At 57.9% G+C, this 26979-nt stretch carries 28 protein-coding genes, 3 tRNA genes and 1 pseudogene; 19 read left to right on the plus strand and 13 right to left on the minus strand.

The genetic code is table 11. The annotated features are described in order from the left end of the window. Positions 1-66: 66 nt before the first annotated feature. Positions 67-135: pseudogene (locus D8U73_RS00110) on the plus strand (lactoylglutathione lyase); the annotation flags it as partial. Between the two features lie 188 nt (positions 136-323). On the opposite strand, the gene ahpF reads toward D8U73_RS00110, so the two are convergent. The 3 genes from ahpF to D8U73_RS00125 all read right to left on the minus strand — a co-directional run bounded on the left by ahpF (position 324) and on the right by D8U73_RS00125 (position 3690). Next, on the minus strand, positions 324-1886 hold the full coding sequence (gene ahpF, locus D8U73_RS00115; RefSeq protein WP_130903394.1) for an alkyl hydroperoxide reductase subunit F: 1563 nt from the start codon (positions 1884-1886) through the stop codon (positions 324-326). A 127-nt stretch (positions 1887-2013) separates the two neighbouring features. Beyond that, positions 2014-2577 (minus strand): alkyl hydroperoxide reductase subunit C, encoded by a 564-nt coding sequence (gene ahpC / locus D8U73_RS00120; RefSeq protein WP_007975937.1) that lies wholly within the window; start codon positions 2575-2577, stop codon positions 2014-2016. A gap of 174 nt (positions 2578-2751) precedes the next feature. Then, positions 2752-3690 (minus strand): site-specific integrase, encoded by a 939-nt coding sequence (locus D8U73_RS00125; protein ID WP_130903395.1) that lies wholly within the window; start codon positions 3688-3690, stop codon positions 2752-2754. A gap of 177 nt (positions 3691-3867) precedes the next feature. Between D8U73_RS00125 and D8U73_RS00130 the strand changes: the two genes are divergently transcribed. Then, positions 3868-4881, plus strand: a complete 1014-nt coding sequence (locus D8U73_RS00130) for a DNA-binding protein (protein ID WP_130903396.1) — start codon at positions 3868-3870, stop codon at positions 4879-4881. On the opposite strand, the gene gorA is transcribed toward D8U73_RS00130, so the two are convergent. Next, positions 4878-6236: a glutathione-disulfide reductase gene (gene gorA / locus D8U73_RS00135; RefSeq protein ID WP_130903397.1), complete on the minus strand. Its 1359-nt coding sequence runs from the start codon at positions 6234-6236 to the stop codon at positions 4878-4880. The two genes, D8U73_RS00130 and gorA, sit on opposite strands and share 4 nt — an antisense overlap. A gap of 130 nt (positions 6237-6366) precedes the next feature. Next, on the minus strand, positions 6367-7206 hold the full coding sequence (gene galU / locus D8U73_RS00140; protein WP_008065368.1) for a UTP--glucose-1-phosphate uridylyltransferase GalU: 840 nt from the start codon (positions 7204-7206) through the stop codon (positions 6367-6369). 290 nt (positions 7207-7496) lie between these two features. Between galU and D8U73_RS00145 the strand changes: the two genes are divergently transcribed. Continuing rightward, on the plus strand, positions 7497-7685 hold the full coding sequence (locus D8U73_RS00145) for a hypothetical protein (protein ID WP_056852767.1): 189 nt from the start codon (positions 7497-7499) through the stop codon (positions 7683-7685). A gap of 140 nt (positions 7686-7825) precedes the next feature. Next, complete coding sequence (locus D8U73_RS00150; RefSeq protein WP_056852905.1) at positions 7826-8107, plus strand: hypothetical protein; 282 nt, start codon at positions 7826-7828, stop codon at positions 8105-8107. A 15-nt stretch (positions 8108-8122) separates the two neighbouring features. On the opposite strand, the gene D8U73_RS00155 is transcribed toward D8U73_RS00150, so the two are convergent. Both D8U73_RS00155 and D8U73_RS00160 read right to left on the minus strand, forming a co-directional pair. Continuing rightward, positions 8123-8353 carry a hypothetical protein gene (locus D8U73_RS00155; protein WP_056852768.1) on the minus strand — a complete coding sequence of 77 codons (231 nt, stop codon included), beginning with the start codon at positions 8351-8353 and terminating at the stop codon, positions 8123-8125. Positions 8354-8426: 73 nt separating this feature from the next. Continuing rightward, positions 8427-8783: a hypothetical protein gene (locus tag D8U73_RS00160; protein ID WP_056852769.1), complete on the minus strand. Its 357-nt coding sequence runs from the start codon at positions 8781-8783 to the stop codon at positions 8427-8429. Between the two features lie 209 nt (positions 8784-8992). On the opposite strand from D8U73_RS00160, the gene D8U73_RS00165 reads away from it, so the two are divergent. The 4 genes from D8U73_RS00165 to ada all read left to right on the plus strand — a co-directional run bounded on the left by D8U73_RS00165 (position 8993) and on the right by ada (position 11349). After that, a complete protein-coding gene (locus tag D8U73_RS00165) occupies positions 8993-9295 on the plus strand; it encodes a DUF1883 domain-containing protein (protein WP_007912251.1) in 303 nt (100 codons plus the stop codon). Positions 9296-9330: 35 nt separating this feature from the next. Continuing rightward, positions 9331-9501 (plus strand): hypothetical protein, encoded by a 171-nt coding sequence (locus D8U73_RS29105; RefSeq protein WP_162250568.1) that lies wholly within the window; start codon positions 9331-9333, stop codon positions 9499-9501. Between the two features lie 30 nt (positions 9502-9531). Further along, positions 9532-10197 carry a DNA oxidative demethylase AlkB gene (alkB, locus tag D8U73_RS00170; protein ID WP_130903398.1) on the plus strand — a complete coding sequence of 222 codons (666 nt, stop codon included), beginning with the start codon at positions 9532-9534 and terminating at the stop codon, positions 10195-10197. An 87-nt stretch (positions 10198-10284) separates the two neighbouring features. After that, positions 10285-11349, plus strand: a complete 1065-nt coding sequence (gene ada, locus D8U73_RS00175) for a bifunctional DNA-binding transcriptional regulator/O6-methylguanine-DNA methyltransferase Ada (RefSeq protein ID WP_130903399.1) — start codon at positions 10285-10287, stop codon at positions 11347-11349. A gap of 50 nt (positions 11350-11399) precedes the next feature. Here the strand turns inward: ada and D8U73_RS00180 are convergent, their stop codons facing one another. Further along, positions 11400-12383, minus strand: a complete 984-nt coding sequence (locus tag D8U73_RS00180) for an MDR family oxidoreductase (protein ID WP_130903400.1) — start codon at positions 12381-12383, stop codon at positions 11400-11402. A 214-nt stretch (positions 12384-12597) separates the two neighbouring features. Between D8U73_RS00180 and D8U73_RS00185 the strand changes: the two genes are divergently transcribed. The 10 genes from D8U73_RS00185 (at position 12598) to D8U73_RS00230 (ending at position 19449) form a co-directional block, all read left to right on the plus strand. Further along, positions 12598-13662 (plus strand): nitronate monooxygenase family protein, encoded by a 1065-nt coding sequence (locus D8U73_RS00185; protein ID WP_130903401.1) that lies wholly within the window; start codon positions 12598-12600, stop codon positions 13660-13662. 107 nt (positions 13663-13769) lie between these two features. Beyond that, positions 13770-14537, plus strand: coding sequence for a molybdate ABC transporter substrate-binding protein (modA, locus tag D8U73_RS00190; RefSeq protein WP_130903402.1), 768 nt, complete (start codon positions 13770-13772; stop codon positions 14535-14537). Next, positions 14538-15218 carry a molybdate ABC transporter permease subunit gene (gene modB, locus D8U73_RS00195; protein ID WP_130903403.1) on the plus strand — a complete coding sequence of 227 codons (681 nt, stop codon included), beginning with the start codon at positions 14538-14540 and terminating at the stop codon, positions 15216-15218. It abuts the gene before it with no gap. A 3-nt stretch (positions 15219-15221) separates the two neighbouring features. Then, a complete protein-coding gene (modC, locus tag D8U73_RS00200; protein ID WP_056852775.1) occupies positions 15222-16301 on the plus strand; it encodes a molybdenum ABC transporter ATP-binding protein in 1080 nt (359 codons plus the stop codon). A 56-nt stretch (positions 16302-16357) separates the two neighbouring features. Next, positions 16358-17395: a DNA topoisomerase IB gene (locus D8U73_RS00205; RefSeq protein WP_056852907.1), complete on the plus strand. Its 1038-nt coding sequence runs from the start codon at positions 16358-16360 to the stop codon at positions 17393-17395. A gap of 72 nt (positions 17396-17467) precedes the next feature. Beyond that, on the plus strand, positions 17468-17689 hold the full coding sequence (locus D8U73_RS00210) for a hypothetical protein (RefSeq protein ID WP_056852776.1): 222 nt from the start codon (positions 17468-17470) through the stop codon (positions 17687-17689). A gap of 128 nt (positions 17690-17817) precedes the next feature. Further along, the gene (locus D8U73_RS00215) at positions 17818-18048 is read left to right on the plus strand and encodes a hypothetical protein (RefSeq protein WP_056852777.1); all 231 of its coding nucleotides are present in this window, start codon (positions 17818-17820) and stop codon (positions 18046-18048) included. A gap of 202 nt (positions 18049-18250) precedes the next feature. Beyond that, entirely contained in the window at positions 18251-18535 is a 285-nt protein-coding gene (locus D8U73_RS00220; protein ID WP_130903404.1) for a hypothetical protein, read from the plus strand. A gap of 136 nt (positions 18536-18671) precedes the next feature. After that, positions 18672-19097 carry a hypothetical protein gene (locus D8U73_RS00225; protein WP_130903405.1) on the plus strand — a complete coding sequence of 142 codons (426 nt, stop codon included), beginning with the start codon at positions 18672-18674 and terminating at the stop codon, positions 19095-19097. Between the two features lie 142 nt (positions 19098-19239). Next, on the plus strand, positions 19240-19449 hold the full coding sequence (locus D8U73_RS00230; RefSeq protein WP_056852780.1) for a hypothetical protein: 210 nt from the start codon (positions 19240-19242) through the stop codon (positions 19447-19449). 88 nt (positions 19450-19537) lie between these two features. On the opposite strand, the gene D8U73_RS00235 is transcribed toward D8U73_RS00230, so the two are convergent. Further along, a tRNA-Leu gene (locus D8U73_RS00235) sits at positions 19538-19624 on the minus strand. A 400-nt stretch (positions 19625-20024) separates the two neighbouring features. Between D8U73_RS00235 and D8U73_RS00240 the strand changes: the two genes are divergently transcribed. Next, positions 20025-24173: a CheR family methyltransferase gene (locus D8U73_RS00240; protein WP_130903406.1), complete on the plus strand. Its 4149-nt coding sequence runs from the start codon at positions 20025-20027 to the stop codon at positions 24171-24173. Between the two features lie 127 nt (positions 24174-24300). Here D8U73_RS00240 and D8U73_RS00245 read toward each other — a convergent pair. From D8U73_RS00245 to uvrC, 4 genes are all read right to left on the minus strand, one after another. Then, a tRNA-Cys gene (locus tag D8U73_RS00245) sits at positions 24301-24374 on the minus strand. 46 nt (positions 24375-24420) lie between these two features. Beyond that, positions 24421-24496: transfer RNA gene (locus tag D8U73_RS00250), tRNA-Gly, on the minus strand. A gap of 63 nt (positions 24497-24559) precedes the next feature. After that, positions 24560-25120: a CDP-diacylglycerol--glycerol-3-phosphate 3-phosphatidyltransferase gene (gene pgsA, locus D8U73_RS00255; RefSeq protein WP_056852782.1), complete on the minus strand. Its 561-nt coding sequence runs from the start codon at positions 25118-25120 to the stop codon at positions 24560-24562. A gap of 32 nt (positions 25121-25152) precedes the next feature. Then, on the minus strand, positions 25153-26976 hold the full coding sequence (uvrC, locus tag D8U73_RS00260) for an excinuclease ABC subunit UvrC (RefSeq protein WP_130903407.1): 1824 nt from the start codon (positions 26974-26976) through the stop codon (positions 25153-25155). Positions 26977-26979: the final 3 nt, after the last annotated feature.

A 26979-nucleotide genomic window follows, 5' to 3' on the forward strand; every position in this document is an offset into this window, starting at 1 on the left:
GACGCGGAGCGTCCTGGGCTGCATTCCCACGCAGAGCGTGGGAACGATCATGTAAGCGTTCGACCCGATGGCCGCATGAAGAGCCTGGCGTTCATCACTTACTGGGTCGAGATCATTCCGCCGGCACCGCTGTAAAAAAGTTTGCTGCCACTGATCGTTCCCACGCTCTGCGTGGTAACGCCTCCTGTGACGCTCTGCGTCACGCTTTTGGGGACGCGGAGCGTCCTGGGCTGCATTCCCACGCAGAGCGTGGGAACGATCATGTAAAGAAAAACAAAAACCCCATGATCACTCATGGGGTTTTGTATTTTCAGCGTCCCGGTTTACGCCGGGGCTGAAGTTCGGATCAAGTGATCAAATGCGCTCAGGGAAGCCTTGGCGCCCTCGCCCACCGCAATCACGATCTGCTTGTAAGGCACGGTCGTTACGTCACCGGCGGCAAACACGCCAGGGATTGACGTTTCACCACGGGCATCGACGATGATCTCGCCGCGCGGCGACAGCTCGATGGTGCCCTTGAGCCAATCGGTGTTCGGCAACAGGCCGATCTGCACGAAGATCCCTTCCAGCTCAACGGTACGCAGTTCGTCACTCTGACGATCCTTGTAACGCAAGCCGTTGACCTTCTGTCCATCGCCAGTCACTTCAGTGGTTTGCGCACTGGTAATCACGGTGACGTTGGGCAGGCTGTGCAACTTGCGCTGCAGTACCGCATCGGCGCGCAGTTGTACGTCGAACTCCAGCAGCGTGACGTGGGAGACGATACCGGCCAGGTCAATGGCCGCTTCGACGCCGGAGTTACCGCCGCCAATCACTGCAACGCGCTTGCCTTTGAACAGCGGACCGTCGCAATGCGGGCAGTACGCCACGCCCTTGTTGCGGTACTGCTGCTCGCCGGGGACGTTCATTTCACGCCACCGCGCACCCGTCGCCAGGATCACGGTCTTGGCTTTGAGTTTCGCACCGCTGGCGAAGTGAACTTCGTGCAGCTCACCCTCTTTGCCAGGCACCAGTTTGTCGGCACGCTGCAGGTTCATGATGTCCACATCGTACTGTTTAACGTGTTCTTCCAGCGCTACGGCCAGTTTCGGCCCTTCGGTTTCCTGCACCGAGATGAAGTTCTCGATGGCCATGGTGTCCAGCACCTGTCCACCGAAACGTTCGGCCGCCACACCGGTACGAATGCCTTTACGCGCGGCATAAATCGCTGCCGAGGCACCGGCCGGGCCACCGCCGACCACCAGCACGTCAAACGCGTCTTTGGCGCTGATCTTTTCAGCCTGACGCTCGATGCCGCTGGTGTCGATCTTGGCGAGGATTTCCTCCAGGCCCATGCGGCCCTGGCCGAAGTTCACACCATTGAGGTAGATGCTCGGCACCGCCATGATCTGACGCTCATCGACTTCAGCCTGGAACAGCGCACCGTCGATAGCGACGTGGCGGATGTTCGGGTTGAGTACGGCCATCAGATTCAATGCCTGGACTACGTCGGGGCAGTTCTGGCAGGACAGCGAGAAGTAAGTCTCGAAGTTGAACTCACCTTTGAGCGAACGGATCTGTTCAATGACTTCAGCGCTGGCCTTCGACGGATGACCGCCAACCTGCAGCAGAGCCAACACCAGCGACGTGAATTCGTGACCCATGGGGATGCCGGCGAAGCGCAGGCTGACGTCGGCACCCGGGCGATTGATCGAGAACGATGGCTTGCGTGCATCGTCACCGTTGTCGAGCAAAGTAATCTGGCTGGAAAGACTGGCAACGTCCTTCAGCAATTCAAGCATTTCCTGGGATTTCGCACCGTCGTCGAGGGATGCAACGATCTCGATCGGCTGGGTGACCCGTTCCAGGTACGATTTCAACTGGGCTTTAAGATTGGTGTCCAACATACGGGCGATTTCCTTGAATTTGGTGCATAAAAAAACGCCCGAGCGAATCTCGCCCGGGCGTTTTTAGTGGGCGGTGCAGCTTGCTTAGAAGGTGCGGAAGTCCGCCCTGATGAAGCGCGTCACTGACTTAGATCTTGCCGACCAGGTCCAGGGACGGAGCCAGAGTGGCCTCGCCTTCTTTCCACTTGGCTGGGCAAACCTGGCCTGGGTGAGCAGCGACGTACTGAGCAGCCTTGATCTTGCGCAGCAGCTCGGAGGCGTCACGGCCTACACCGCCGTCGTTCAGTTCAACGATTTTGATCTGGCCTTCAGGGTTGATCACGAAGGTGCCACGGTCAGCCAGACCAGCTTCTTCGATCAGCACGTCGAAGTTGCGGGAGATCGCGTGGGTCGGGTCGCCGATCATGGTGTACTGGATTTTGCCAATGGCTGGCGAAGTGTTGTGCCAGGCAGCGTGGGCAAAATGGGTGTCGGTGGAAACGCTGTAGATTTCGACGCCCAGCTTCTGGAAGGCATCGTAGTTGTCAGCCAGGTCTTCCAGCTCGGTTGGGCAAACGAAGGTGAAGTCTGCTGGGTAGAAGAAAACTACAGACCACTTGCCTTTCAGGTCAGCGTCCGAGACTTTTACGAAGTCGCCGTTTTTGAATGCGTCAGCTTTGAATGGTTTAACTTGGCTGTTGATGATAGGCATCGTTGACTCTCCGTCAGGGGTTAAGAAGTTGATGGGGAGAACTTTACCCACTCGACGGACGGTTGGCTCATTGGCAAACCTGATGCTGCTGATTGGCTTTGGCTATTAGCCAACAGTATTAATAGAAGAAAACGGTATCTGGGGAATTGCAGTGAGGGCGCGCTTGCGCTTGGCTCAGGGAACCAGCGCTTTTTCAGGCAGGCGCGCCATGCCGAGAAACGGGCTGGCTTCGATATAGCGCATGGCCGACTTCATGTCCTTCCAGCCGACGTAACTCATCAACGATTTCAGATCCCAGCCGGCCTGATGCGCCCAGGACGCAAAGCCGCGGCGTAACGAGTGACTGGTGTAGAGCTCGGCGGCAATCCCCGCGCGCTCCAGCGCTTGTCGCAGCAATGGGATCACGCTGTTGGCGTGAAGCCCCTCCTCACTCAAATGCCCCCAGCGATCAATGCCACGGAAAACCGGCCCGCGCACCAGCGCAGCTTCGGTGATCCAGTCGATGTAGGCCTGCACCGGACACAGGCGTTGCAGCGCCGGTGTCTGGTAAGTCTTGCCGAGATTTTCCCGATCACTCTTGCTGCGCGGCAGGTACAACGTGATGCCCGAGTTGGCGATGGCCTGTACATGTTCAATCTGTACGCGGCACAACTCGTCGCTGCGAAAACCACGCCAGAAGCCCAGCAGAATCAGCGCGCTGTCGCGCTTTGCCCGCAGCAAACCGGGGCGATCGCCCTGTGCCCTGGCGGTTGCCGCCTCCTGTTCGAGCCAGCCAATCACTTGCTCCAGATGCTGAAGCTGCAACGGCTGCGCCTGTTTCTCTTGCGCGGGGTGCAACGCACGAATCCCTTTGAACACCTTGCGCACCACGGGCGCCTTGGTCGGATCGGCAAAACCCTGGCTGTTGTGCCATTGCGCCAGCGCCGACAAACGCAACTTGAGCGTATTGATCGACAACACGCCTGCATGGGCAACCAGGTAGCGCGCAACGCTGTCGCTGGTGGCCGGCAGAAACCCGCCCCAACTGACTTCGAAGTGCTCGATTGCCGCGCGATAACTGCGACGGGTGTTGTCGCGGGTGGCGGCTTGCAGGTAGCGGTCCAGTTCAGTCATGGCGCAGATCTCGAAAACGTACCGTTTCAGCGGGAAAATTCACGGCTTTTGCTGTATCACATGGGGTAATACCAGTATATCCCGTGTCAATAACGCTTTGTATTTAACTTCTATGATTGAATGGTACAATGTGTATTCAGGTAGTACGTACCACATTACGAAATTGTAGGAGTAGTCATGGCCCGTGGCGGTGTAAATAAGGCGGTCGTGCAAGCGGCCCGTTTGGCCATTCTTGCCCGCGGTGAGAACCCGAGCATCGATGCAGTGCGGATCGAAATGGGCAATACCGGCTCCAAAACCACCATTCATCGCTATCTCAAGGAACTGGACGACGGCGCTCAGCGCGTAGAAGCCGAACCTGCCGAACCGATCGACGATGAACTGCTGGCCTTGGTTTCGCGACTGGCGCAACGCCTGAAAGAACAGGCGCAAGAGCCGATTGATCAGGCCCGCGAGCAGTTCGAGCAGCAGCGCAAAGCGCTTGAAGCCCAGCTGACAGAAGCGCAGGAAACCAACAACGAACTCCACGAGCAGTATGAAATCCAGAGCCTGGCGCTGACTCAAGAACACGAATCCCTGCAAGAAACCCTGGCTACGCTGCAGGCCGAACAGACCCGCAACGCCGGATTGAACCAGGCGCTGGCGGATTTCGAATTACGCTTGCAAGACAAAGACGAGCAAATCCGCTCGCTGGAAGAAAAGCACCTGCATGCCCGCGATGCTCTTGAGCACTACCGCAATGCCGTCAAGGAGCAGCGCGAACAGGAACTCAGCCGTCATGAAAGTCAGGTGCAACAGTTGCAGATGGAGTTGCGCCAAGCGCAGCAAAATGCGCTGGTGCGCCAGGACGAAATCACGCAGTTGCACCGTGACAACGAACGATTGCTCACGGAGAACCGCGGAACGTTGCGTGAGCTGAGCCTGTTGCAGGATCAACTCAAGCAAAGCAATAACCGTCAGGACCAGCTACTGGAACAGGCCACCCGTGTCGACGCCGAACGCACCCTCCTCCAGGAACGCCTGCGCGTTGCCCTGTTGGAAAGTCAGGCGCAAAAACAGAACATCGATGAGCAATCGCACATCAACAAAGCACTGGAAATTGAACTGACGAAAACCCAGGCAGCGCTGGAAGAAAGCGTACGTCTGGCCGCTGCAGCAGCAGCGGCGGCAGACGCAGCCAAAGACGATTAACCGGCGACCGGCGTACGCATGGTGACGAACTCTTCGGCGGCCGTCGGGTGCACGCCGATGGTTTCGTCGAAGTGGCGCTTGGTAGCGCCTGCCTTCAAGGCAATCGCCAGGCCCTGAACGATTTCACCGGCGTCTGGCCCGACCATGTGACAACCCAGCACCTTGTCGGACTTGCCGTCCACCACCAGTTTCATCAGCGTGCGCTCCTGGCATTCGGTCAAAGTCAGCTTCATTGGGCGGAAGCGGCTTTCGTAGATCACGACGTCATGCCCGGCGTCGCGCGCCTCTTCTTCGGTCAAGCCGACGGTGCCAATGTTCGGCAAGCTGAACACCGCCGTCGGGATCATCTTGTAATCCACTGGGCGATATTGCTCAGGCTTGAACAAACGGCGCGCCACCGCCATGCCTTCGGCCAACGCCACAGGTGTCAGTTGCACCCGACCAATCACATCACCCAGCGCCAGGATCGACGGCTCGGAGGTCTGATACTGCTCATCCACCTCGACAAAGCCTTTCTTGTCGAGCTTGACCGCGGTGTTCTCCAATCCGAGATTGTCCAGCATCGGCCGGCGACCCGTGGCGTAAAACACGCAATCGGCTTCCAGCTGACGACCGTCCTTGAGCGTGACTTTCAGGCTGCCATCAGCCTGCTTGTCGATGCGTTCGATGTCGGCGTTGAACTGCAGGTCCATGCCGCGCTTGGTCAGCTCTTCCTGCAAATGCTTGCGCACGGAACCGTCAAAGCCACGCAGGAACAGTTCACCGCGATACAGCAGCGTGGTTTGCGCACCGAGGCCATGGAAAATCCCGGCAAATTCGACCGCAATGTAACCACCGCCTACCACCAGCACACGCTGGGGCAGTTCTTTGAGGAAAAACGCCTGGTTGGAACTGATCGCGTGTTCATGCCCCGGAATGTCCGGGATCTGCGGCCAGCCGCCAGTGGCGATCAGGATATTCTTCGCGGTGAAACGCTCGCCATTGACCTCGATCTGATGCGGATCGACGATCTTCGCGTGGCCTTCATGCAGCGTCACACCACTGTTGACCAGCAGGTTGCGGTAGATACCATTGAGGCGATTGATCTCGCGGTCCTTGTTGGCGATCAGCGTCGACCAATCGAACTGCGCTTCGTCCAGCGTCCAGCCAAAACCCGACGCCTGCTCAAAATCTTCGGCAAAGTGCGCGCCATAAACCAGCAGCTTTTTCGGCACGCAGCCGACGTTCACACAAGTGCCGCCCAGGTAACGGCTCTCGGCCACGCCCACCTTCGCCCCAAAACCCGCCGCAAACCGCGCAGCCCGCACACCGCCGGAACCGGCGCCAATCACATAAAGATCAAAATCGTAGGCCATTGTCTATCTCCTCGGCAGGTGATCAGCATACCTGCGGACGTGTGTTGGGCAAGCGTTGCGAACGTTATTGGGGCGGAAAATGAAAAAGCCACCCGAAGGTGGCTTTTCAATACAGTCGGGTCAAAAGCTTTTAGTAAGCCTTACCCGTCTTGTAGAAGTTCTCGAAGCAGAAGTTGGTCGCGTCGATGTAGCCTTCGGCGCCGCCGCAGTCGAAGCGCTTGCCTTTGAACTTGTAGGCCATTACGCAGCCGTTCTGGGCTTGCTTCATCAGGGCGTCGGTGATCTGGATTTCGCCGCCTTTGCCTGGCTCGGTCTGTTCGATCAGGTCGAAGATGTCCGGGGTCAGGATGTAGCGACCGATGATGGCCAGGTTCGACGGCGCGTCTTCAGGCTTTGGTTTTTCGACCATGCTGTGCACACGGTAGATGTCGTCGCGGATCATCTCGCCGGCGATGACGCCGTACTTGTTGGTCTCTTGCGGATCGACTTCCTGGATGGCCACGATCGAGCAGCGGAACTGCTTGTATAGCTTGACCATCTGGGTCAGTACGCCGTCGCCTTCAAGGTTGACGCACAAGTCGTCCGCCAGCACGACCGCGAAAGGTTCGTCGCCGATCAGTGGGCGACCGGTGAGGATCGCGTGACCCAGGCCTTTCATTTCGGTCTGACGGGTGTAGGAGAACGAGCAGTTGTCGAGCAGCTTGCGGATGCCGACCAGGTATTTCTCCTTGTCGGTGCCCTTAATCTGGTTTTCCAGCTCGTAGCTGATGTCGAAATGGTCTTCAAGAGCGCGCTTGCCACGACCGGTGACGATGGAGATTTCGGTCAAACCGGCATCCAGTGCTTCTTCGACGCCGTACTGGATCAGTGGCTTGTTTACCACCGGCAGCATTTCTTTGGGCATGGCTTTAGTCGCTGGCAGGAAGCGAGTACCGTAACCGGCTGCTGGGAACAAGCATTTCTTGATCATATAAGTCCTTGAAAGGGCTGTGTGTACGAGTTTCGGCGCAGTCTAATCAGGCGGCGTGCACCTTACAATGCCCCGCGCTGGCTAACCGATGTCAACATAGAGAAATATTCGAGCGGATAGTTCCGCACGGATCCGCGCAGATCGCTGCGTCGCCTCTTATTGATAGCAGAGACCGGCAGACTTGCACGGTTATCAATTGTCAACAAACGCACCACCCTACACCCATTGGCACCCGTCAGGTGCGTTTAGCGCTATCATGGCGCGATTGAACCAGCCAACGAGGCAGATAGATGTCGGCAGCAAAAAGCGTCAACGGATTCTTGATCAACAAGGCGAAAGACGGCCAATGGTGGGTCGCCAGCGTCAACGGCGAGAATATTGCCGGGCCTTTCCCAACCGAAGCCCTGGCAATCGAAGTGGCATCGGTGCTGGAACTTGAACACCCGGAACCCAAGCGCCGCGGCAAGGACAAGAATTGATCGAGGCCTGACACGCCCGCAGCCCTGCCATTGCGCAGGGCTTTTTTGTGCTTTTTGTAGAAGAAGTGGCCTTTGGCTATAACCTTTTGCAACTGGCGCTGTCACAGCATTTGCCTACCCCTCCTGACGACGACTACGACATGACTAAATTTTTGCCGCTGATTGCGGTATTGGCCCTCGGTGGCTGTGCAACATCCGAAACCACCTACCTGAATAACGGTGAGCAAGGCTTGGCGATTGATTGCTCAGGAGAAGCGAACTCCTGGGCGACCTGTTACGAAAAGGCCGATGCATCCTGTGCCGGCACCGGTTACCGCATCGTTGGCACTGACGGCAGCCCGGCGCCAGCGGAGAGCGATAAAACCCTGGGCGTCGATGTCGGTAACTACAAGAACCGTAATGTCGTGGTGGTCTGCAAATAAGGCAGCTTGCCCGCCTTATATATGGATTTCGGCGAATTTGATCCCGAGGCCACGCACGGTCTCGATCAGATCGTCGAGACTGCTGAAGGACTCGACTTCGTCGTTGTCATCCACCAGGAAAAAACTGCGCCCGGCGCTTTTCTTGAAAAACACGATCCATTCCCCCGGATCGGCCGGATTCTGAATCACATGGGTGGCACAGATATGCCCCTCTGCGTGCCGCTCCCGTACCCGCTCTCGCTTCATGCCCGACTCCAGAAATGACAAATGCCGCCAAAGCGTCGCTTTGGCGGCATCGATGTGTAGGGTCGACAGTTTATCAGCCAGAAATGCAGGCTGTGGCGGCATTGCGCACATCCCAAGGGCGTAACGGCACATTGGAAATACGTTCATGCAGCTTGATACTGCTGCCACCGGAACGTTCTTCGATATCGAAAACGGCCGCCGGACCTGATGAAAGCTTCTGCGGAACGATTACCCGCACCCCGTCTTTCTGCGATTCGACTTGCAAGGCGCCGCGACTGTCGGCGAGCTTTTCGCCCAGGCATTGCGCGTATTCATGAGGTTTCTTGCCTGAAATCACACTCATGGTGGGCAACGTTTCGTTGATGTCCGAGACGCTTGCACAACCACTCATTGCCAAGACCAATGGCAGGACCCACGCACCCCACTTCATACGAAATCTCCGATAAAGACCCTCCGACAGCACCGATACGGTTTTTCTCCGAAGCCGGGTGCATTTATCACTCATCGAATGTGAAATAACTGTTTTTAATTGCCAAAGCGCAGCCCGGCGGCCGGATTTTCAGGTGTCAGGGCTGATAAACTGCGCGCATTGCCTTGTATCGTTTTGATTTTGTAGTAAAAGCCCTTCTGGAGGCGCCCATGAAATTCATTCACCAACGCGAGCACCTCAACGAAGACGACATCGTCGTCATTCAATGTTCGCAGATGTGCAACATCCGTTTGATGAACGACGCCAACTTCCGCAGCTTCAAGAATGGCGGCCGTCACACTTACCACGGCGGCGCGTTCGATACGTTCCCGGCCCGCATCACCGCGCCGAGCACCGGTTTCTGGAACATCACCATCGACACCGTCAACCGCCGGGCGATCAGCGTGACCCGTAAACCGACCCTGACCCATTCGATCAAGATCATCCGCCGCTCCAGCACGAAATTGAGCTGAGTGGCGCTTCACTACGCACATAGACAGGTATGACCGTGGCTCAAACGACCAAATACGTCATCAAGTACAAGCTCAACGGCGAACGTCGTTTCGAGTTTGCCCAACTGGAAAATGGCAGCGAGGCAGAAGCCAAGGCGGCGCTGGATGCTATTCATGGCCAAACCGAAGACGTCATCAGCGAAATCAGTGTCAGTAAAGCGTTGTAACATCATCTTTCACGATGCGTTATGAATGCCATGAAACCACCCCTTCTTGATTTGTTCGCTGACGCGGAGCCTCAACAGGCGCCCCGCTGCGAACAGATCGGCGAACAGTCCTGCGTGCTGCGAGGTTTTGCCTTGCCCTGGCTGGATCGGTTGCTGCCCGCACTGGAATCGGTGCTGGCGGCAGCGCCGTTCCGGCAGATGGTCACGCCTGGCGGCTTTACCATGTCAGTTGCCCTGAGCAGTTGCGGCACGCTTGGCTGGACCACTGACCGCAGCGGTTACCGCTATAGCCGAATCGATCCGCAGACCGGGCACCCCTGGCCCGCCATGCCTGAGGTGTTTTTTCAGTTGGCGCAGGCGGCGGCGCGAGAAGCAGGGTTTGCCGAATTCGTCCCGGATTCCTGCCTGATTAATCGTTATATTCCTGGGTCGAAGATGTCTTTGCATCAGGACAAAAACGAAAGCTCCTACGCTGCGCCCATCGTTTCGGTTTCCCTGGGCTTGCCCGCCATGTTCCTGTTCGGCGGTTTTGAACGCAGCGACAAGAGCCGAAGAGTGCCGCTGCTGCACGGTGACATCGTGGTGTGGGGCGGTGTCGATCGCTTGCGTTATCACGGCGTACTGCCTATCAAGCCAGGACATCATCCGCGCCTGGGTGAACAACGGATCAACTTCACCTTTCGTACCGCGGGCTGAAGCCTTGGAATTTGACCGCAAGCAGCGGAGTGTGACGACACGGACGCGTGGTTAACCTGCAGGAAACGGGTCAACGGACATCCAACCATGACAAGCCAATCGAAAAAAATCTCCACCGAAAACGATCCTCGCTGGGCCGCGGTGGTAGCGCGTGACCCGCAAGCCGACGGGCAGTTTGTCTACGCGGTGAAAACCACCGGCATCTACTGCAATCCCAGCAGCCTGGCACGCCTGCCAAAACCGCAGAATGTGGAATTCTTCGATACCCCCGAGCTCGCTCAAGCAGCGGGTTACAGACCAAGCAAACGCGCTGCCAAGGATCAAAGCGACATCGCCGCGCAGCACGCCGCCACCGTGGCCGCTGCGTGCCGACAGATTGAAAACGCCGAGACGCTGCTGGCCCTCGGCGAACTGGCAGACGTCGCCGGCCTGAGCAGCTTTCACTTCCACCGGGTCTTCAAGGCCGTCACCGGCCTGACCCCAAAAGGCTACGCCGCTGCCCATCGCTCCCGCCGCGTGCGCGAGCGCCTGGCGGATGGCAATTCTGTGACCGAGGCGTTGTACGACGCGGGCTTCAATTCCAACAGTCGTTTCTACGAGGCAGCCGATCAGCTTCTGGGCATGAAACCCGCCGAGTACCGCGCAGCGGGTCACAACAACGACATTCGCTTTGCCGTCGGTCAGTGTTCACTTGGGGCGATTCTGGTGGCGCAAAGCGAGCGCGGGGTTTGCGCGATTCTGCTGGGCGATGATCCGCATCAGCTGGTGTGCGATCTGCAGGACAAGTTTCGCCGGGCCAATCTGATTGGCGCCGACCAGGACTTCGAGCGCCTGATTGCCCAGGTTGTCGGCTTCATCGAGACGCCGGCGCTTGGCCTCGACTTGCCGCTGGACGTGCGCGGCACAGCATTTCAGGAGCGCGTCTGGCAGGCCTTGCGGGACATTCCAGTCGGCAGCACCGCCAGCTACGCCGAGATTGCCCAGTGCATCGGCGCGCCAAAAGCGGTTCGCGCGGTAGCGCAAGCCTGTGGCGCTAACAGCCTGGCAGTGGCGATCCCTTGCCATCGCGTGGTGCGCAGCGATGGCAATCTTTCGGGATATCGTTGGGGCGTGGAGCGCAAACGGCAGTTGTTGGAGCGCGAATCGCAGTAGATCTGTGCAGGCGCTGCCGCAGGTTGCGACAGCTTTTCCAGGCGAACGCCTCAGCGATTCACATCCACGACAACCCGACCGCGCAACTGTCCGGCCAATAAACGCGGCGCCGCGTCTATTGCTTCGCTCAATGCGATCTCGTGGCTGATCAGTGGCAACAGATTGAAGTCCAGATCCTGGGCCAGACGGCGCCAGGCTTCCACACGCTTGGCCTTGGGTTGCGTCACGCTGTTGATACCCGCCAGGGTCACGCCGCGCAAAATGAATGGCGCAACCGATGCCGGGAAATCCATGCCTTGCGCCAGCCCGCATGCGGCCACCGTGCCATTGGCCTTGGTGCTGGCGCAGGCATTGGCAAGGGTGTGGCTGCCGACCGAGTCGATCACGCCCGCCCAACGCTCCTTCGCCAGAGGCTTGCCCGGCTCCGACAATGTCGCGCGGTCAATGATTTCACTGGCGCCCAATTGTTTTAGATAGTCGTGCTCGGACGTGCGCCCAGTGGACGCGACCACTCGATAACCCAAGCGGCTCAGTAGCGCGATGGCAAAGCTGCCGACGCCGCCATTGGCACCCGTGACCAGGATTTCACCTTGCTCGGGCGTTACGCCGTTGTGCTCAAGCGCCAGGATGCACAGCATCGCCGTGTAACCCGCCGTGCCGATGGCCATTGCCTGAGCAGCAGTGAATGCCGCTGGCAGCGGTATCAACCAATCACCATTCAAGCGGGCTTTCTGGGCCAGACCGCCCCAATGCCCTTCACCGACACCCCAGCCATTGAGCAGGACTTTGTCGCCGGCCTTGTAGTCCGGATGCCCACTGACTTCGACGGTTCCCGCCAGATCGATCCCGGGCACCATGGGGAATTTTCGCACCACCGGGCTGCTGCCAGTGATCGCAAGGCCGTCCTTGAAGTTCAACGTGCTGTACGCCACGCGCACCGTTACATCGCCCTCGGGCAGTTGATCGTCATTGATCTGTTGCAGTGTGGCCCGGTAACCGCTTTCGTCTTTGTCGATCAAAATACCTTGGAACATGACTGCCTCCTGGTGAGATCACCCCATTGTGGTGTGATTTAGATACCACATCGCAAAAAATCCCCGTACTCGACTTTAAGCCAAATAGCCAAACAGGGGGTTGGCCATGACCTGCGGCGCTCCCATCAGCAAACATCGCTAGCCTTGACTCAAGCATTGCTGCTACAAATCTTTTCTGCTGCCCTGCCCGGGCTGAACGTCGGAGGACATCAAAATGAGTCAATGGCCAGACACCCGCATTCTTGACTTGCTCGGGATCGAACTGCCGATCATTCAGGCGCCCATGGCCGGTGCCACCCACTCTTCGATGGTCATCGCCGCGAGCAACGCCGGCGGCCTCGGTTCAATGCCAGCAGCCATGCTGACTGTCGATCAGTTGCGCGATGAATTGAAGACCATCCGGCTACAGTGCCAGCGTCCGATCAACGTCAACTTTTTCTGCCATCAACCGCCACCCGTCGACGAGCAACGCGCGCAAGACTGGAAAAACCTGTTGCAACCTTATTACCGCGAGCTGGGTGTCGATTTCGATGCGCCGACACCCGTATCCAATCGCGCGCCGTTCGATGCCGCTGCCTGCGAAGTGATCGAAGCGTTCCGCCCTGAAGTGGTGAGTTTTCACTTTGGCCTGCCGGAACAATCCCTGCTCGATCGCGTAAAAGCTACCGGAGCCAAAGTGCTGTCATCGGCCACCACTGTCGAAGAAGCCGTTTGGCTGGAACAGCATGGTTGTGACGCAATCATTGCCATGGGCTACGAAGCCGGTGGCCATCGCGGGATGTTTCTCAGCGATGACCTCAGCAGCCAGGTGGGCACTTTTGCCCTGGTGCCGCAGGTTGTCGATGCCGTGAAGGTCCCGGTGATCGCCGCGGGTGGCATTGCCGATGCGCGAGGTGTTGCGGCGGCTTTCATGCTGGGAGCTTCAGCGGTGCAAGTGGGCACGGCGTATCTGTTTACACCGGAAGCCAAGGTCAGTGCCTCCCATCACAAGGCCTTGCGCACCGCCAAGGAAAGCGAAACGGCCCTGACCAACATTTTTACCGGACGTGCGGCGCGAGGGATATTCAACCGGGTCATGCACGAACTTGGGCCAATGAATGCCAAGGCTCCGGCCTTTCCTTTGGCCGGCGGTGCACTGATGCCGTTGCGCGCCAAAGGCGAAGCCGACTTCAGCAATCTCTGGGCCGGGCAGGCGTTCACCTTGGGCGTGGAATTGACCAGCGCAGAATTGACCCGGCGCTTGGCCGAAGAGGGCCTGGCAAAACTGCTGCACCGCTAGCCTGATCAGGGTTCTTATCCACGGCGTTCCGTTTGCAGGCGTTTCGCTATATATTCGCGTATATAGCGAGTCACCCTCGAATCATTCGCCTGTAACGGAGCCGCTTCATGACCATTGGTACCCCACGGTTAGCCCCTGCTTGCCTGGCCACTTTGCTCGCCGCATTCGCTGCTGGCGTTGCCCAAGCGAATGAAGTCCAGGTCGCGGTGGCTGCTAACTTCAGCGCACCTATTCAGGCGATTGCAGCGGACTTCGAGAAAGACACCGGCCACACACTGGTGACCTCGTTCGGTGCAACAGGCCAGTTCTATACGCAGATCAAAAACGGCGCACCGTTCGAAGTGTTCCTTTCGGCGGACGACACCACCCCGGAAAAACTCGAGAAAGAAGGTGACACGGTCAAGGGCTCGCGCTTCACCTACGCCATCGGTACCCTGGCACTTTGGTCGGCCAAAGACGGTTATGTCGATGCCCAGGGTGATGTGCTGAAAAACAACGCGTATCAGCACCTGTCCATCGCCAACCCCAAAGCTGCGCCTTATGGCCTCGCCGCCACGCAGGTTTTGGCCAAACAGGGCCTGACCGACAAGGTCAAGGACAAGATCGTCGAAGGCCAGAACATCACCCAGGCCTTCCAGTTCGTATCCACCGGCAACGCCGAACTGGGCTTCGTTGCCTTGTCGCAGATCTACAAAGACGGCAAAGTCACCCACGGTTCGGCGTGGATCGTTCCGGCTGAACTGCACGACCCGATCAAACAAGACGCGGTCATCCTCAACAAGGGCAAGGACAACCCGGCCGCCAAGGCACTGGTTGACTACCTCAAGGGGCCGAAAGCCGCGGCTGTCATCAAGTCCTACGGTTACCAACGCTAAATGACCCTGACGAGTGCCGATTTTTCCGCCATCTGGCTGACCCTGAAACTGGCGTCCCTGACGACCGTCATCCTGTTGATCATCGGCACTCCGTTGGCGTTATGGCTGTCGCGAACCCAATCCTGGTTGCGCGGCCCGGTCGGGGCGATCGTCGCCCTGCCCCTGGTGCTGCCGCCCACGGTGATTGGTTTTTACCTGCTGCTCGCGCTCGGCCCCCACGGGTTTGTCGGCCAGTTCACCCAGTCACTGGGGCTCGGCACCCTGACGTTCAGTTTCGCCGGGCTGGTGATCGGCTCGGTGCTGTATTCGATGCCGTTTGTGGTTCAGCCCTTGCAGAACGCGTTCTCCGCCATCGGCACTCGACCGCTGGAGGTGGCGGCGACTTTGCGCGCCAATCCCTGGGACACCTTCTTCAGCGTAACGCTGCCGCTGGCCCGCCCCGGCTTCATCACCGCTGCGATCCTTGGCTTTGCCCATACCGTGGGTGAGTTTGGCGTGGTGCTGATGATCGGCGGCAACATTCCCGACAAGACCCGCGTGGTTTCGGTGCAGATCTATGACCACGTCGAAGCCATGGAATACGCCCAGGCCCATTGGCTCTCCGGGGCGATGCTGGTGTTCTCTTTTGCGGTCTTGCTGGTGCTGTACTCCAGCCGTAAAACCAAAGCGGGATGGAGCTGACCGATGATTCACACGCGCCTGAAGTTGAATTACTCGGGATTTGCCCTTGATCTCGATTTGCAGCTGCCCGGCCGCGGCGTTACGGCGCTTTATGGCCATTCCGGTTCGGGCAAGACCACGTGCCTGCGCTGCATCGCAGGGCTGGAGCGGGCTGATCAGGGGTTTGTCCAGGTCAACGATGAAGTCTGGCAGGACAGCGCAAACAACCTCTTCGTCGCGCCACACAAGCGCGCCCTGGGCTACGTGTTTCAGGAAGCCAGTCTGTTCCCTCATCTGTCCGTGTTGGCCAACCTGGAATTCGGCCTTAAACGCATCCCCAAACAACAGCGCCGGGTCGACATGGCTCATGCCACTGAACTGTTGGGCATCGGTCACCTTCTGGATCGTCATCCGCAACACCTGTCGGGCGGTGAACGGCAACGTGTGGGCATTGCCCGCGCCCTGCTCACCAGCCCCAGACTGTTGCTGATGGACGAACCGCTGGCGGCGCTCGATGCCAAGCGCAAAAGCGAAATCCTGCCTTATCTGCAACGGCTGCACGATGAGTTGGACATTCCGGTGCTGTATGTCAGTCACTCCCAGGATGAAGTGGCGCAACTGGCCGATCACATCGTATTGCTCAGCGAAGGCCAGGCATTGGCCAGCGGCCCTATCGGCCAGATGCTCGCGCGACTGGACTTGCCGCTGGCAATGGGTAATGACGCCGGTGTGATGATTGAAGGCCGTGTCAGCCGCTATGACGCCGATTACCAATTGCTGACCCTGCAATTGCCCGACTCGGCGCTGACGATCCGCGTAGCGCATACGCCCATGACCCCGGGCCAGGCATTGCGCTGCAAAGTGCAGGCGCGGGATGTCAGCCTCAGCCTGCACGGTGTCGAGCAAAGCAGCATCCTCAACCGCCTGCCGGTCACCGTCGTCAATGAAATGAATGCCGACAATGCCGCCCATGTACTGATTCGGCTGGACGCTGCGGGGACGCCATTGCTGGCGCGGATCACCCGGTACTCCCGTGATCAGATGAACATCCATCCGGGCCAGCAACTCTGGGCACAGATCAAGGCCGTAGCCGTGCTGGCATAACTTCTCGGCACGACTGCATCGGCGTGGGGTCAATGGCTGTAACGGCCCATGTTCACCTGCCAAGGACAATCGCCATGCCCGATGCGCTGCCTGCCGACCTGCATTACGTCGATGACACTCAACCCGGGATCACCCGCAAGAAGCTGCGCGGTAAATTCTGCTACTTCGATCCGGCCGGTCAACGCATCAGCGACCCGGAGGAAATCCGGCGCATCAATGCCCTCGCCGTGCCACCGGCCTACACCGACGTATGGATTTGCACCGACCCGCGCGGCCATTTGCAGGCCACCGGGCGCGACGCCCGTGGTCGCAAGCAATATCGCTATCACCCGCGCTGGCGCGAGGTGCGCGACACCGACAAATACTCGCGTTTGAGAGATTTCGGCCAGGCATTGCCAAAACTGCGCAAGCAACTGGAAGCCTTACTGGCCGCTCCCGGCTTCAGCCGCGACAAAGTCATGGCCACCGTCATCACGTTGCTCGATGCCACGCTGATCCGTGTCGGCAATACACAATACGCACGGGACAACCGTTCTTACGGTTTGACCACCTTGCGCAGCCGGCATGTGGAGGTCAACGGCAGTGCGATCCAGTTCCAGTTCCGCGGCAAGAGTGGCGTGGAACATCAAATCACCGTGAAAGACCGTCGCCTGGCGCGGATCATCAAGCGGTGCCAGGAAATCCCCGGGCAAAACCTTTTTCAATACCTCGATGAAAATGGCGAGCGACACAGCATCACCTCCGCCGACGTCAACGCTTACCTGCAAACCCTGACCGGCGCCGACTTCACCGCCAAGGATTACCGCACCTGGGCCGGAAGCGTGCTGGCACTGGCGGTATTGCGCAAGTTGCAGTGGCAACCCGAATCCGAGGCCAAACGGCACATGGTGGAGATGGTAAAAAACGTCGCCAAACAGTTGGGCAACACCCCGGCAGTCTGTCGCAAGTGCTACATCCATCCCGGTGTGCTCGACGGTTTCTTACTGGGCGCATTGGCCCAGTTGCCAAGGCCGAGAACGCGCAAGGGCCTGCGCGCCGAGGAAGTCGGGCTGGCGATGCTGTTGGAGAAACTTGCTACTGAACCGACGAATTGACCTGCCTGTTTTTTGCACGATTACAAATGACTTCTATAGTTGATCTGTACATGAATCAGCTGCGGTGAAGCCATGGAAGACATATTCGTCGTCAAGCGATGCAACAAGATCATCATTCACGGCCGTCGGGCCGGAGAAACCGCTCACCCGCCACCTGATTCCGCTGTCTGGTACCGCATCGCCGATAGCCGCACCAACGGTTTCATCGGTGACGGCTACGATCTTGAAGAGGATGCGCGGCGTGTTTGCCGACAGCTGAACGCTCGATCAAAAATCACGGCCCAGCAAGGTTGATGAGCTTCGCCGGGCCTGTTACGGGTCTATACTGAAGAGAGCTGAAGGACCAGCGCCCATCGGTAGAAAGCTCGCTCCCCGCGGGCTTTTTACTGCCCTGCCAGGTGTCTTCAACGGAGGTGTTTCCCATGTCCGAAAAAGAGTCCATCACCACCCTGCTCACTCTGCTCGATTCCCGCCAGGTTCGCTTGGCCGCAGCTTGCAAGGAAATCGCCGATTGGGTCGACCATCAAGGCGGACATCCGACTGCCCTCAGAATTCGTGATCGCCTGAACGACATCGAAAAGGACACGCCGCTGATCCGCAATACGCTGTCTTCGCTCAAGCCTGTCGATCGGCCACTGCCACGGTTCAGATGAGTTGATCCGGACATCCGATGCGCAACACAGCCTGATGCAGGACACATGATCGGCGACAACCTCGTCACCGGGCATGTGCCTGCCTGACTCTTTCGTGCAACGCCCACCCGGCCACTCGCCGGGATTTTTTTGCCCAAGCGAAGCGGCGAACGTCAATGTTTACACGCGGTCCAACGATCACACGTCGCGAAGGAGACGTTTGATGGTTACCCACTTCAAAATCAGCGGGCACCTGGCCTGCGGTCACAAGGGCAGCAACCTCACCTCGACCCGAGAACTCAACCGGGTCAAATGCAGAAGTTGTCGCAACACCGAAGCGTACAAGGAAGCACGCAAATCCGAGCGCAACGCAGCCCGTCGCGCTGCACGCAAGGCCAAAACCGTACACACGGTGAACGACTGGCGCCAGGCATGGACAGAACGACTCACCGCCATGGTTGGCCTGCAACGGTTACCCCGAGGATTTACGGGTCAACCTTTCGTTTAGCTCATCCGTTTGGCGGTTGAATCGATTGGATCAGCCGCCAAACACCTCCAATCAACACCGATTGAACGCACCAGCCGATTGCATTTCAAATCCTGTAGACCCCTGCATCAAGCGGGCTATCGGAGAGGAAATTCGCATGAACAGTCGACTTCTGCTGCTGATCGTCAGTCTGTGCCCTGCCCTGGCAATGGCCCAAGGCTGTGACGTCATCACCCGCTCACAGAGCCCTTCCGTTCCGGTCATCGAATCCCACACCTGTTACGAATACGAAAACATGCCGGTCGACGCCATCGATTGGTCGTGCAGCAACGAAAGCAGGGAAATGCTCAGCAGCACCAAGAAAAAAGTCGCTCAGTGCGGCGATCAGTACAAAGCCACATGCGTGGGCACACTGACCCCGGAATCGCTGGCCAATCCGCAGTCGACCAGCAAAGACAAGAGCAGCAAAGCACTGAACATCCCCGCCAACGCGCAGATCTCGACGTATTACTACAACGCCGAAAACCTGGCGCAAGCGAAGATCGATTGCGAGACGGGCGGTGGCAGCTGGAAAGCCAAATAGCTGAACAGGCCGAGCGGGTTCCGGACCAGCGAAACCTCAGTCCGACGTACAGCATTGGCGGCAACAGGCAGACTCGGCTAGCGTCTCTTTCGTATCGAACTGCAACGCCTTCAGCAGAGCAAGCCCTATCATGGAGGAAACGATGTCATCCATTCGTAGTGCCGAACAAACCTATCGCCAGTGGTCCAACCCGATCCTGCTTGAGCTCAAGGAGCGAGAACATCAACTGGCCCCCACAGACCGCCAGGCGTTGCAAAATATTTTGCTGGAAAGACGGCTGATCAACAGCGGTAATCCTTGCGGGGCAGATCGACGCAAGCCGGGATCGTTGGCAAATGACAAATATTGCTGAGTAAACCAAATCCATTGAGCTGATCAGGTTTTGCAGAGCAAAAAATAAGGGCTTGCATGAGAAATCTCATGCAAGCCCTTGATATTCATGGTGCCCGAAGCCGGAATCGAACCGGCACGCCCTTACGAGCGGGGGATTTTAAGTCCCATGCGTCTACCAGTTTCGCCATTCGGGCGGTAGCGCGGTGAATCAGAGGGTGGAAATATATACATCCCTTCCCGGTGAAGCAAGGACGCATTAGTGTTTTTCCAGACAAAATCGTACCGCCACTGAAAATAAAAAAGCTCCGTAAATCATGGGTCTACGAAGCTTCTCTATGGCACTCACGGAAGTCGCCGTTGAAAGAGCGCCTCAGAACTGAGAATCGTCGATAAAACCCTGCATATCGGGCTACCGCGCCCTTGGGACGCCAGTCGCGAATGACCGAGAAAGGCAATCTTCGACTAGGCTGATCTATTATCAGAGTTGGGCTATTGTGGTTTCGCAATGCACCTCCAAGCGCATTATCCTTGTCCTGATATGAAATCCGTTCGGCCTGGTGTCGGCATTTGTGCTGCAGCATTTAAGGTTTGTTAATGAAGACGTCTACGAAGCCCTCACCCAGTATTCCACAGCGCGGAGAGCTGACACCCAGCTCCCTGGACTTTCCCGTGGTTGGTATCGGCGCGTCTGCCGGCGGCTTGCAGGCGATCAAGTCATTTTTCGAACACATGCCCCATAACAATGGCATGGCCTTCGTCGTCATCCTTCATTTGTCGCCTGACCATCGAAGCATCGCCGACCGGATCATTCAGGAGGTCACCAAAATGCCGGTGCGGCAGGTGACTGAAACCGTCGCGATCGAAAAAAACACGGTTTACGTCATTTCCCCGGCACACAGCCTGGCCATGAACGATGGCTACATTTGCGTGACGCCGTCCGATCGCAAGCCCGGGCTGCACACCGCTATTGATCTGTTTTTTCGGGACTTGGCCGACGTGCACAAGGAACGCGCCTTTTGCCTGGTGCTTTCGGGCACGGGTTCTGACGGTGCGGTGGGCCTTTCGAGGATCAAGGAGCAAGGCGGTGTGACATTGGTCCAGGCGCCGGAAGATGCCGAGTTCGACGGTATGCCCCGCGCCGCCATCGACACGCAAATGGTCGATTTGGTGCTGCCCGTCGTAGAGATGCCACAAAAGCTCATGGAGCTATGGCGCAACTCGCAGGCCATCACCCTGCCCACCAGCAACGACCCCGATTTCAGGATTATCGCTCCTCCTACCGAACGGGATGCCGTTGTCGCCGAGCAAATGCTGCAGGACATATTGCTGCAATTGCGTGCCGGAACCGGCCACGATTTCAAGCACTACAAACGCGCAACAGTACTGCGTCGAATTGAACGCCGCCTGCAAGTCACAGCACAGCCAGACCTGGCCTCGTACTACGAATACCTGCAAGCACACCCGGAAGAAACCAAAGCCTTGCTGGGCGACATGCTGATCGGCGTGACCAATTTTTTCCGCGACCGCGAGGCATTTGAAGCACTGGAACGCGACGTTGTGCCCAACCTGCTGAAATCGCTGCAAGACGAACTGCCTCATCGAGAAGAAATTCGTGTCTGGTCGGCCGGTTGTTCCACCGGCGAAGAAGCCTACAGCCTGGCGATTCTGCTGGCAGAGCAAATGACACTGGAGGCCAGCGCTGCCAAGCTGCAGGTTTTCGCCACCGACATCGATGATCGGGCCATCGCTTTCGGTCGCAATGGCGTCTATCCCGAAGCGATCATCACCGATGTTCCCCCTGCGCGCATGCGCCAGTATTTCACCCATGAAAATCAACACTATCGTGTCCGCAAGGAAATCCGCGAAAAGGTGCTGTTCGCCAAGCACAGCCTGTTGCTCGACCCGCCGTTTTCGCAAATTGACTTGATCGTATGCAGGAACCTGCTGATTTATCTCGATCGCGAGGTTCAGCGAGACATCATGCAGATGTTTCATTTTGCCCTTCGACCAGGCGGCTATCTGTTTCTGGGCACATCGGAATCTGCTGACGGCTGTCTGGACCTGTTCACCCCCGTGGACAAGCGCAATCGCATTTTCCGCGCCAAGAGTGTCTCGACCAATACGCGTCGCACGCCGACCATGCCCCGTGGTGGCTACGCGCGGACCACCGTTGCCACCAGTCCGGTAGAAACGGTGGTCAAGCGCAAGGTTTCTTTCGCTGACATCCACCTCAGAGCGCTGGAAAAAGCCGCCCCACCGAGCATCATTGTCGATACCAACGCCAATATCCTGCACCTGAGTGAAGGCGCCGGGCGTTTTCTGCGCTATGTGGCCGGGGAAATATCGCGCAACCTTCTGACGCTGGCCCACCCCGACCTGCGCCTGGAAATTCGCACCACATTGTTTCAGGCCCAACAAACCGGCGTGGCGGTCACTTCGCGCAAAATCCGGATGGAACGCGAACAGCGCAAGTTCCTGGTCGACCTGACTGCGCATCCCTACAAGGATGATGCAACCGAAAACGAGTATGTGTTGGTGATCTTCGAAGAGCGCGAGGTCAACCCGCATGAGCCGGTCGATGTCGCCGCCGACCCGATGAAAAACCAGGTATTGACCAACCTTGAGCACGAACTGCAGCGCACCAAGCTGCATTTGCAGGAGACGATCGAACAGTCCGAAGTGTCCAGCGAGGAACTCAAGGCCTCCAACGAAGAAATGCAGGCCATCAACGAAGAACTGCGTTCGGCCACCGAAGAGCTGGAGACCAGCAAGGAAGAGCTGCAGTCGATCAACGAAGAGTTGCTGACGGTCAACTACGAACTCAAGACCAAAGTAGAAGAAACCGACAAGATCAACGACTACCTCACCAACCTGATTGCTTCGACTGACATTGCCACGGTGTTTGTCGACCGCAACATGCGTATCCGCTGGTTTACACCGCGGGCCACGGACATATTCAGCATGTTGCCCGTCGATACCGGGCGCTCGCTGATGGACATCACCCACCGGCTGGACTATCCGGAGATGGCCGAAGATGCAGCGACGGTATTCGACTCGCTAAACATGATCGAGCGGGAGATCAGCAGCAACGACCAGCGCTGGTACATCGCGCGCCTGCTGCCCTACCGTTCCAGTGAAGATCATATCGACGGTACGGTACTGACCTTCATCGACATCACCAAGCGTCGTGCCGCCGAAGACGAACTGCGCCTCGGTGAAGAGCGCATGCGTCTTGTGGCTGAAAGCACCCACGATTTCGCGATCATCCTGCTGGATATCAACGGGATGATCACCGACTGGAACACCGGTGCCGAGCTGATTTTCGGCTACAAGAAAAGCGAGGTGCTTGGTGCTTTTTACGACCTTATCTTCACTCCCGAGGACCGGGCCGAGGCAATCCCCGAATCGGAACTGCGTGCAGCGCGCGAGCACGGGCGCGGCGAAGATGAGCGCTGGCACCTGCGCAAGGATGGCAGCCGCTTCTATTGCAGTGGTGAAGTCACGTTACTCATGGGTGACAGTCTACAAGGGTATGTGAAAATCGCCCGCGACCTGACCGGCCACAAACGCATCCACGACGAGCAAAGTCAGCAATTGGCTGAGACCCAAACGAACAGCCATCTCAAGGATGAGTTTTTCGCGGTGATGTCCCACGAACTCAAGCATCCGCTGAACCTCATCCAGCTCAACGCCGAACTGCTGCGTCGACTGCCAATGACCAAAACCGCCGGCCCGGCCATGAAAGCGGTCAACACGATCTGCGACGCCGTCTCCAGCCAGGCGCGCATCATCGATGACCTGCTGGACGTCGCCCGGGTGCGCACTGGCAAACTCAAGCTTAAAAGGCAGGCGGTGGACCTGGGAAGAATGCTGCAGGATGTGCACACCGTGGTGATCAACGACCAGCATCCGTGCACCGTTACCCTGAAAGTGCCGCAGCCACCGGAACCGCCGCTGGTGATTGATGCCGACCCTACTCGCCTGGAACAGATCATCTGGAACCTGGTGAACAATGCGCTGAAATTTACGCCCAGGGATGGTTGCGTCGAGCTGATTGCCCAGCGCGTCGAAAACATGGCACAACTGGACGTGATCGACAGCGGCGTTGGTCTTGAGCAGGGCAACCTGCATAAGGTTTTCGACCTGTTCAGCCAAGCGCAGAGCCAACATAACGCCCATCATCGCGAAGGCCTCGGCATCGGTCTTTCGCTGGTGCGACAACTGGTTGAGGCCCACGGCGGCTCGGTGAGCGTGCACTCCGAAGGCATGGGACGCGGCTGCACCTTCACCGTCCGCCTGCCACTTTGCCAGTCTCACCAGCACACTGACGACCAGCCCAAGGTGTCGAATGAGTCAGGGCGCCTGCTTGGCCAAAAGATCATGCTGGTAGAAGACTCCCAGGACGTGATGGAAGTCCTGCAAATGTTGCTGGAGATGGAAGATGCGCATGTGGAGGCCTTCAGCGACCCGTTATTGGCGCTTCAGGCGGCGAAGGATGGCAATTATGACGTGATTATTTCGGACATTGGCATGCCGGTCATGAATGGCCACGAATTCATCCAGGCCATTCGCCAGATCGCTCATCTGAAACACACACCAGCCATTGCCCTGACGGGTTATGGCACCGCCAATGACCAGAAAAAAGCCAGGCAATCGGGCTTCAATTATCACGTCAGCAAACCGGTTTCACATGATGACTTCATCGACATCATTGGCGAAGCGTGCACGGCGCGGCCTTATTGAGTGACCCGCGGATTGGAAACAACCTGCAGCAGTCGACATCACCGACTGCTGCAGGTCGGCAATAACCGGCTTTCTCGCAGACAATAAAAAACCCCGTAGATCATCGATCTACGGGGTTGATTATTAGTGGAGGCCGAGGTCGGAATCGAACCGGCGTAGGCGGATTTGCAATCCGCTGCATAACCATTTTGCTACTCGGCCTCAAAACATTTGCTGTCAGTAGCGCGACATCAAATGTGTACAAACTTGGAGCGGGAAACGAGACTCGAACTCGCGACCCCGACCTTGGCAAGGTCGTGCTCTACCAACTGAGCTATTCCCGCGTCTTGGTGTGGCGCATTCTATAGAATCCAGAAGCCCCGTCAACCCCTTGATTCAAAAAAGTTTTATTTCTTTTCAACGTCGGTCTTCAGATGCGGCCAGGCAGCCCGCAGGTACTGGACCATGGACCACAATGTCAGGCCGGCAGAGACCATCAGCAAGGCATAACCCAACAGAACCCAGAAGCTGAAGTCCGACGGATTGGCCAGCAGAATCACCAGCGCCAGCATTTGCGCGGCAGTTTTCCATTTGCCCAGGTTCGACACGGCTACGTGAGCACGAGCGCCGAGTTCGGCCATCCATTCCCGCAGGGCCGAGACAACGATCTCACGACCAATAATGACCGCAGCCGGCAGCGTGAGCCACAGGTTGCCGTGTTCCTGCACCAGCAGCACCAGCGCAACGGCCACCATCAGCTTGTCCGCAACGGGATCCAGAAAGGCCCCGAATGGCGTGCTTTGCTCCAGCCGGCGAGCGAGATACCCGTCCAGCCAGTCTGTGGCGGCAGCAAATGCGAAGACCGAGGCAGACGCCAGGTAACTCCAGTGGTAAGGCAGATAAAACAGCAAAATGAAGATCGGTATGAGCAGGACGCGTAGAACGGTAATCAGATTAGGGATATTCATCGGCACAACTGGCTACGAGGTGAGGGGGCATTCTACTCGCTGTGCAGATTTGCATAAATCAACTCTGCAAGCTTTTTACTGATCCCGGGAGCTTTGGCGATCTCTTCGATGCTGGCACGAGACAGCTCCTGCAATCCACCAAAATGTTTCAATAAATCGCGACGGCGTGTCGGCCCTACTCCGGCGACGCCTTCAAGCGTAGACGTTCGGCGGGTTTTGCCACGTCGGGCGCGGTGCCCGGTAATGGCGAAACGGTGGGCTTCGTCACGTATCTGCTGGATCAAATGCAATGCAGGAGAGTCACCGCGCAAGGTGAATTCGTGGGCGGCATCGTTGAGGTACAGCGTTTCGAAACCCGCCTTGCGCGTTGCGCCTTTGGCGACACCCAGCAGGATCAGGTCAGGCACCGCCAGTTCGTTGAGCACGTCACGCGCCATGGACAACTGCCCTTTGCCGCCATCGACCAGCAGAATGTCCGGCAGCTTGCCCTCCCCGTCCTTCAGCTTGCTGAAGCGCCGCGTGAGTGCCTGATGCATCGCCGCGTAGTCATCGCCTGCGGTGACGCCTTCGATATTGTAGCGACGGTAGTCGGCCTTGATCGGCCCTTCAGGACCGAATACCACACACGATGCCACCGTCGCTTCGCCGCTGGAATGGCTGATGTCATAGCACTCCAGGCGCTGCGGCGGCTCGTCCAGTTTCAGCACGTCGGCCAGCGCATCGAAGCGCGCCGTAATGTGCTGACGATTGGCCAGACGTGCGCCCAGGGCCTGTTCGGCATTCGTCACCGCCAATTGCTGCCAGCGCGCTCGCGTGCCACGCACCCGGTGACTGATGGTCAGCTCGCGACCACGAAGCTCTTCGATGGCTGCAATCAGTGTCGGGAAGTCTTCATGAACCACGTTGACGATCAATTCGCTCGGCAAGTCGCGCTCAGGACTGCTGATGAAGTACTGGCCAAGAAACGCCGCCATGACCTCAGACACGTCTTCTTCAATACCGACTTGCGGGAAGAAGTTCTTGCTCCCCAGTACCCGCCCGCCACGCACACTGATCAAGTGGACGCAGGCGCCCCCCGGATTGACGAACGCCGCGATCACATCGACGTCACCGCTTCCGCCTTCCATGCTCTGCTGATCCTGAACCCGTCGCAGCAGCGCGATCTGGTCGCGCAACTCGGCGGCGCGCTCGAACTCGAGATTGATCGCCGCTTCTTCCATGCCGGCGGACAACTCATCGGCCAGCGCATTGCTGCGGCCTTCGAGAAACATCACCGAGTGCCGCACATCTTCGGCGTACACCTCAGGTTCCACCAACCCGACACAGGGTGCCTTGCAGCGCTTGATCTGATACTGCAAACAAGGACGGGTGCGATTCTTGTAGTAGCTGTCTTCGCACTGGCGAACGAAAAACGCCTTTTGCAGCAGGCTGAGGCTTTCGCGAATGGCCCCTGCGCTGGGATACGGGCCGAAATACTTGCCCTTGGCTTTTTTCGCGCCCCGATGAATGCTCAACCGCGGGAACTGGCCGTCCGAGAGAAAAACGTAAGGGTACGATTTGTCGTCGCGCAGCAGGATATTGTACGGCGGGCGCCATTCCTTGATCAGCGTCTGCTCAAGCAACAGGGCTTCGGTTTCGTTGGCGGTGATGGTCGTTTCGACCTGGGCGATTCGCGCTACCAAGGCTGCGGTCTTGGGCGCGAGTCCGGTTTTGCGAAAGTAGCTCGACAGGCGATTTTTAAGATTCTTGGCCTTGCCGACGTAGAGCAGGCGTGCATCGCTGTCGAACATGCGATACACACCCGGACGCCCACTCACGGTTGACAGGAAGGCGCCTGGATCAAAGGAATCGGTCATTTT

This window comes from Pseudomonas sp. Sample_22 (assembly GCF_004307635.1).
Classification (GTDB): domain Bacteria; phylum Pseudomonadota; class Gammaproteobacteria; order Pseudomonadales; family Pseudomonadaceae; genus Aquipseudomonas.

What these genes read in the sequence shown, in the direction of transcription:
- ahpF (WP_130903394.1), bottom strand. Translation starts at nt 1,886, where the DNA reads ATGTTGGACACCAATCTTAAAGCCCAGTTGAAATCGTACCTGGAACGG.
- ahpC (WP_007975937.1), bottom strand. Translation starts at nt 2,577, where the DNA reads ATGCCTATCATCAACAGCCAAGTTAAACCATTCAAAGCTGACGCATTC.
- D8U73_RS00125 (WP_130903395.1), bottom strand. Translation starts at nt 3,690, where the DNA reads ATGACTGAACTGGACCGCTACCTGCAAGCCGCCACCCGCGACAACACC.
- D8U73_RS00130 (WP_130903396.1), top strand. Translation starts at nt 3,868, where the DNA reads ATGGCCCGTGGCGGTGTAAATAAGGCGGTCGTGCAAGCGGCCCGTTTG.
- gorA (WP_130903397.1), bottom strand. Translation starts at nt 6,236, where the DNA reads ATGGCCTACGATTTTGATCTTTATGTGATTGGCGCCGGTTCCGGCGGT.
- galU (WP_008065368.1), bottom strand. Translation starts at nt 7,206, where the DNA reads ATGATCAAGAAATGCTTGTTCCCAGCAGCCGGTTACGGTACTCGCTTC.
- D8U73_RS00145 (WP_056852767.1), top strand. Translation starts at nt 7,497, where the DNA reads ATGTCGGCAGCAAAAAGCGTCAACGGATTCTTGATCAACAAGGCGAAA.
- D8U73_RS00150 (WP_056852905.1), top strand. Translation starts at nt 7,826, where the DNA reads ATGACTAAATTTTTGCCGCTGATTGCGGTATTGGCCCTCGGTGGCTGT.
- D8U73_RS00155 (WP_056852768.1), bottom strand. Translation starts at nt 8,353, where the DNA reads ATGAAGCGAGAGCGGGTACGGGAGCGGCACGCAGAGGGGCATATCTGT.
- D8U73_RS00160 (WP_056852769.1), bottom strand. Translation starts at nt 8,783, where the DNA reads ATGAAGTGGGGTGCGTGGGTCCTGCCATTGGTCTTGGCAATGAGTGGT.
- D8U73_RS00165 (WP_007912251.1), top strand. Translation starts at nt 8,993, where the DNA reads ATGAAATTCATTCACCAACGCGAGCACCTCAACGAAGACGACATCGTC.
- alkB (WP_130903398.1), top strand. Translation starts at nt 9,532, where the DNA reads ATGAAACCACCCCTTCTTGATTTGTTCGCTGACGCGGAGCCTCAACAG.
- ada (WP_130903399.1), top strand. Translation starts at nt 10,285, where the DNA reads ATGACAAGCCAATCGAAAAAAATCTCCACCGAAAACGATCCTCGCTGG.
- D8U73_RS00180 (WP_130903400.1), bottom strand. Translation starts at nt 12,383, where the DNA reads ATGTTCCAAGGTATTTTGATCGACAAAGACGAAAGCGGTTACCGGGCC.
- D8U73_RS00185 (WP_130903401.1), top strand. Translation starts at nt 12,598, where the DNA reads ATGAGTCAATGGCCAGACACCCGCATTCTTGACTTGCTCGGGATCGAA.
- modA (WP_130903402.1), top strand. Translation starts at nt 13,770, where the DNA reads ATGACCATTGGTACCCCACGGTTAGCCCCTGCTTGCCTGGCCACTTTG.
- modB (WP_130903403.1), top strand. Translation starts at nt 14,538, where the DNA reads ATGACCCTGACGAGTGCCGATTTTTCCGCCATCTGGCTGACCCTGAAA.
- modC (WP_056852775.1), top strand. Translation starts at nt 15,222, where the DNA reads ATGATTCACACGCGCCTGAAGTTGAATTACTCGGGATTTGCCCTTGAT.
- D8U73_RS00210 (WP_056852776.1), top strand. Translation starts at nt 17,468, where the DNA reads ATGGAAGACATATTCGTCGTCAAGCGATGCAACAAGATCATCATTCAC.
- D8U73_RS00215 (WP_056852777.1), top strand. Translation starts at nt 17,818, where the DNA reads ATGTCCGAAAAAGAGTCCATCACCACCCTGCTCACTCTGCTCGATTCC.
- D8U73_RS00220 (WP_130903404.1), top strand. Translation starts at nt 18,251, where the DNA reads ATGGTTACCCACTTCAAAATCAGCGGGCACCTGGCCTGCGGTCACAAG.
- D8U73_RS00225 (WP_130903405.1), top strand. Translation starts at nt 18,672, where the DNA reads ATGAACAGTCGACTTCTGCTGCTGATCGTCAGTCTGTGCCCTGCCCTG.
- D8U73_RS00230 (WP_056852780.1), top strand. Translation starts at nt 19,240, where the DNA reads ATGTCATCCATTCGTAGTGCCGAACAAACCTATCGCCAGTGGTCCAAC.
- D8U73_RS00240 (WP_130903406.1), top strand. Translation starts at nt 20,025, where the DNA reads ATGAAGACGTCTACGAAGCCCTCACCCAGTATTCCACAGCGCGGAGAG.
- pgsA (WP_056852782.1), bottom strand. Translation starts at nt 25,120, where the DNA reads ATGAATATCCCTAATCTGATTACCGTTCTACGCGTCCTGCTCATACCG.
- uvrC (WP_130903407.1), bottom strand. Translation starts at nt 26,976, where the DNA reads ATGACCGATTCCTTTGATCCAGGCGCCTTCCTGTCAACCGTGAGTGGG.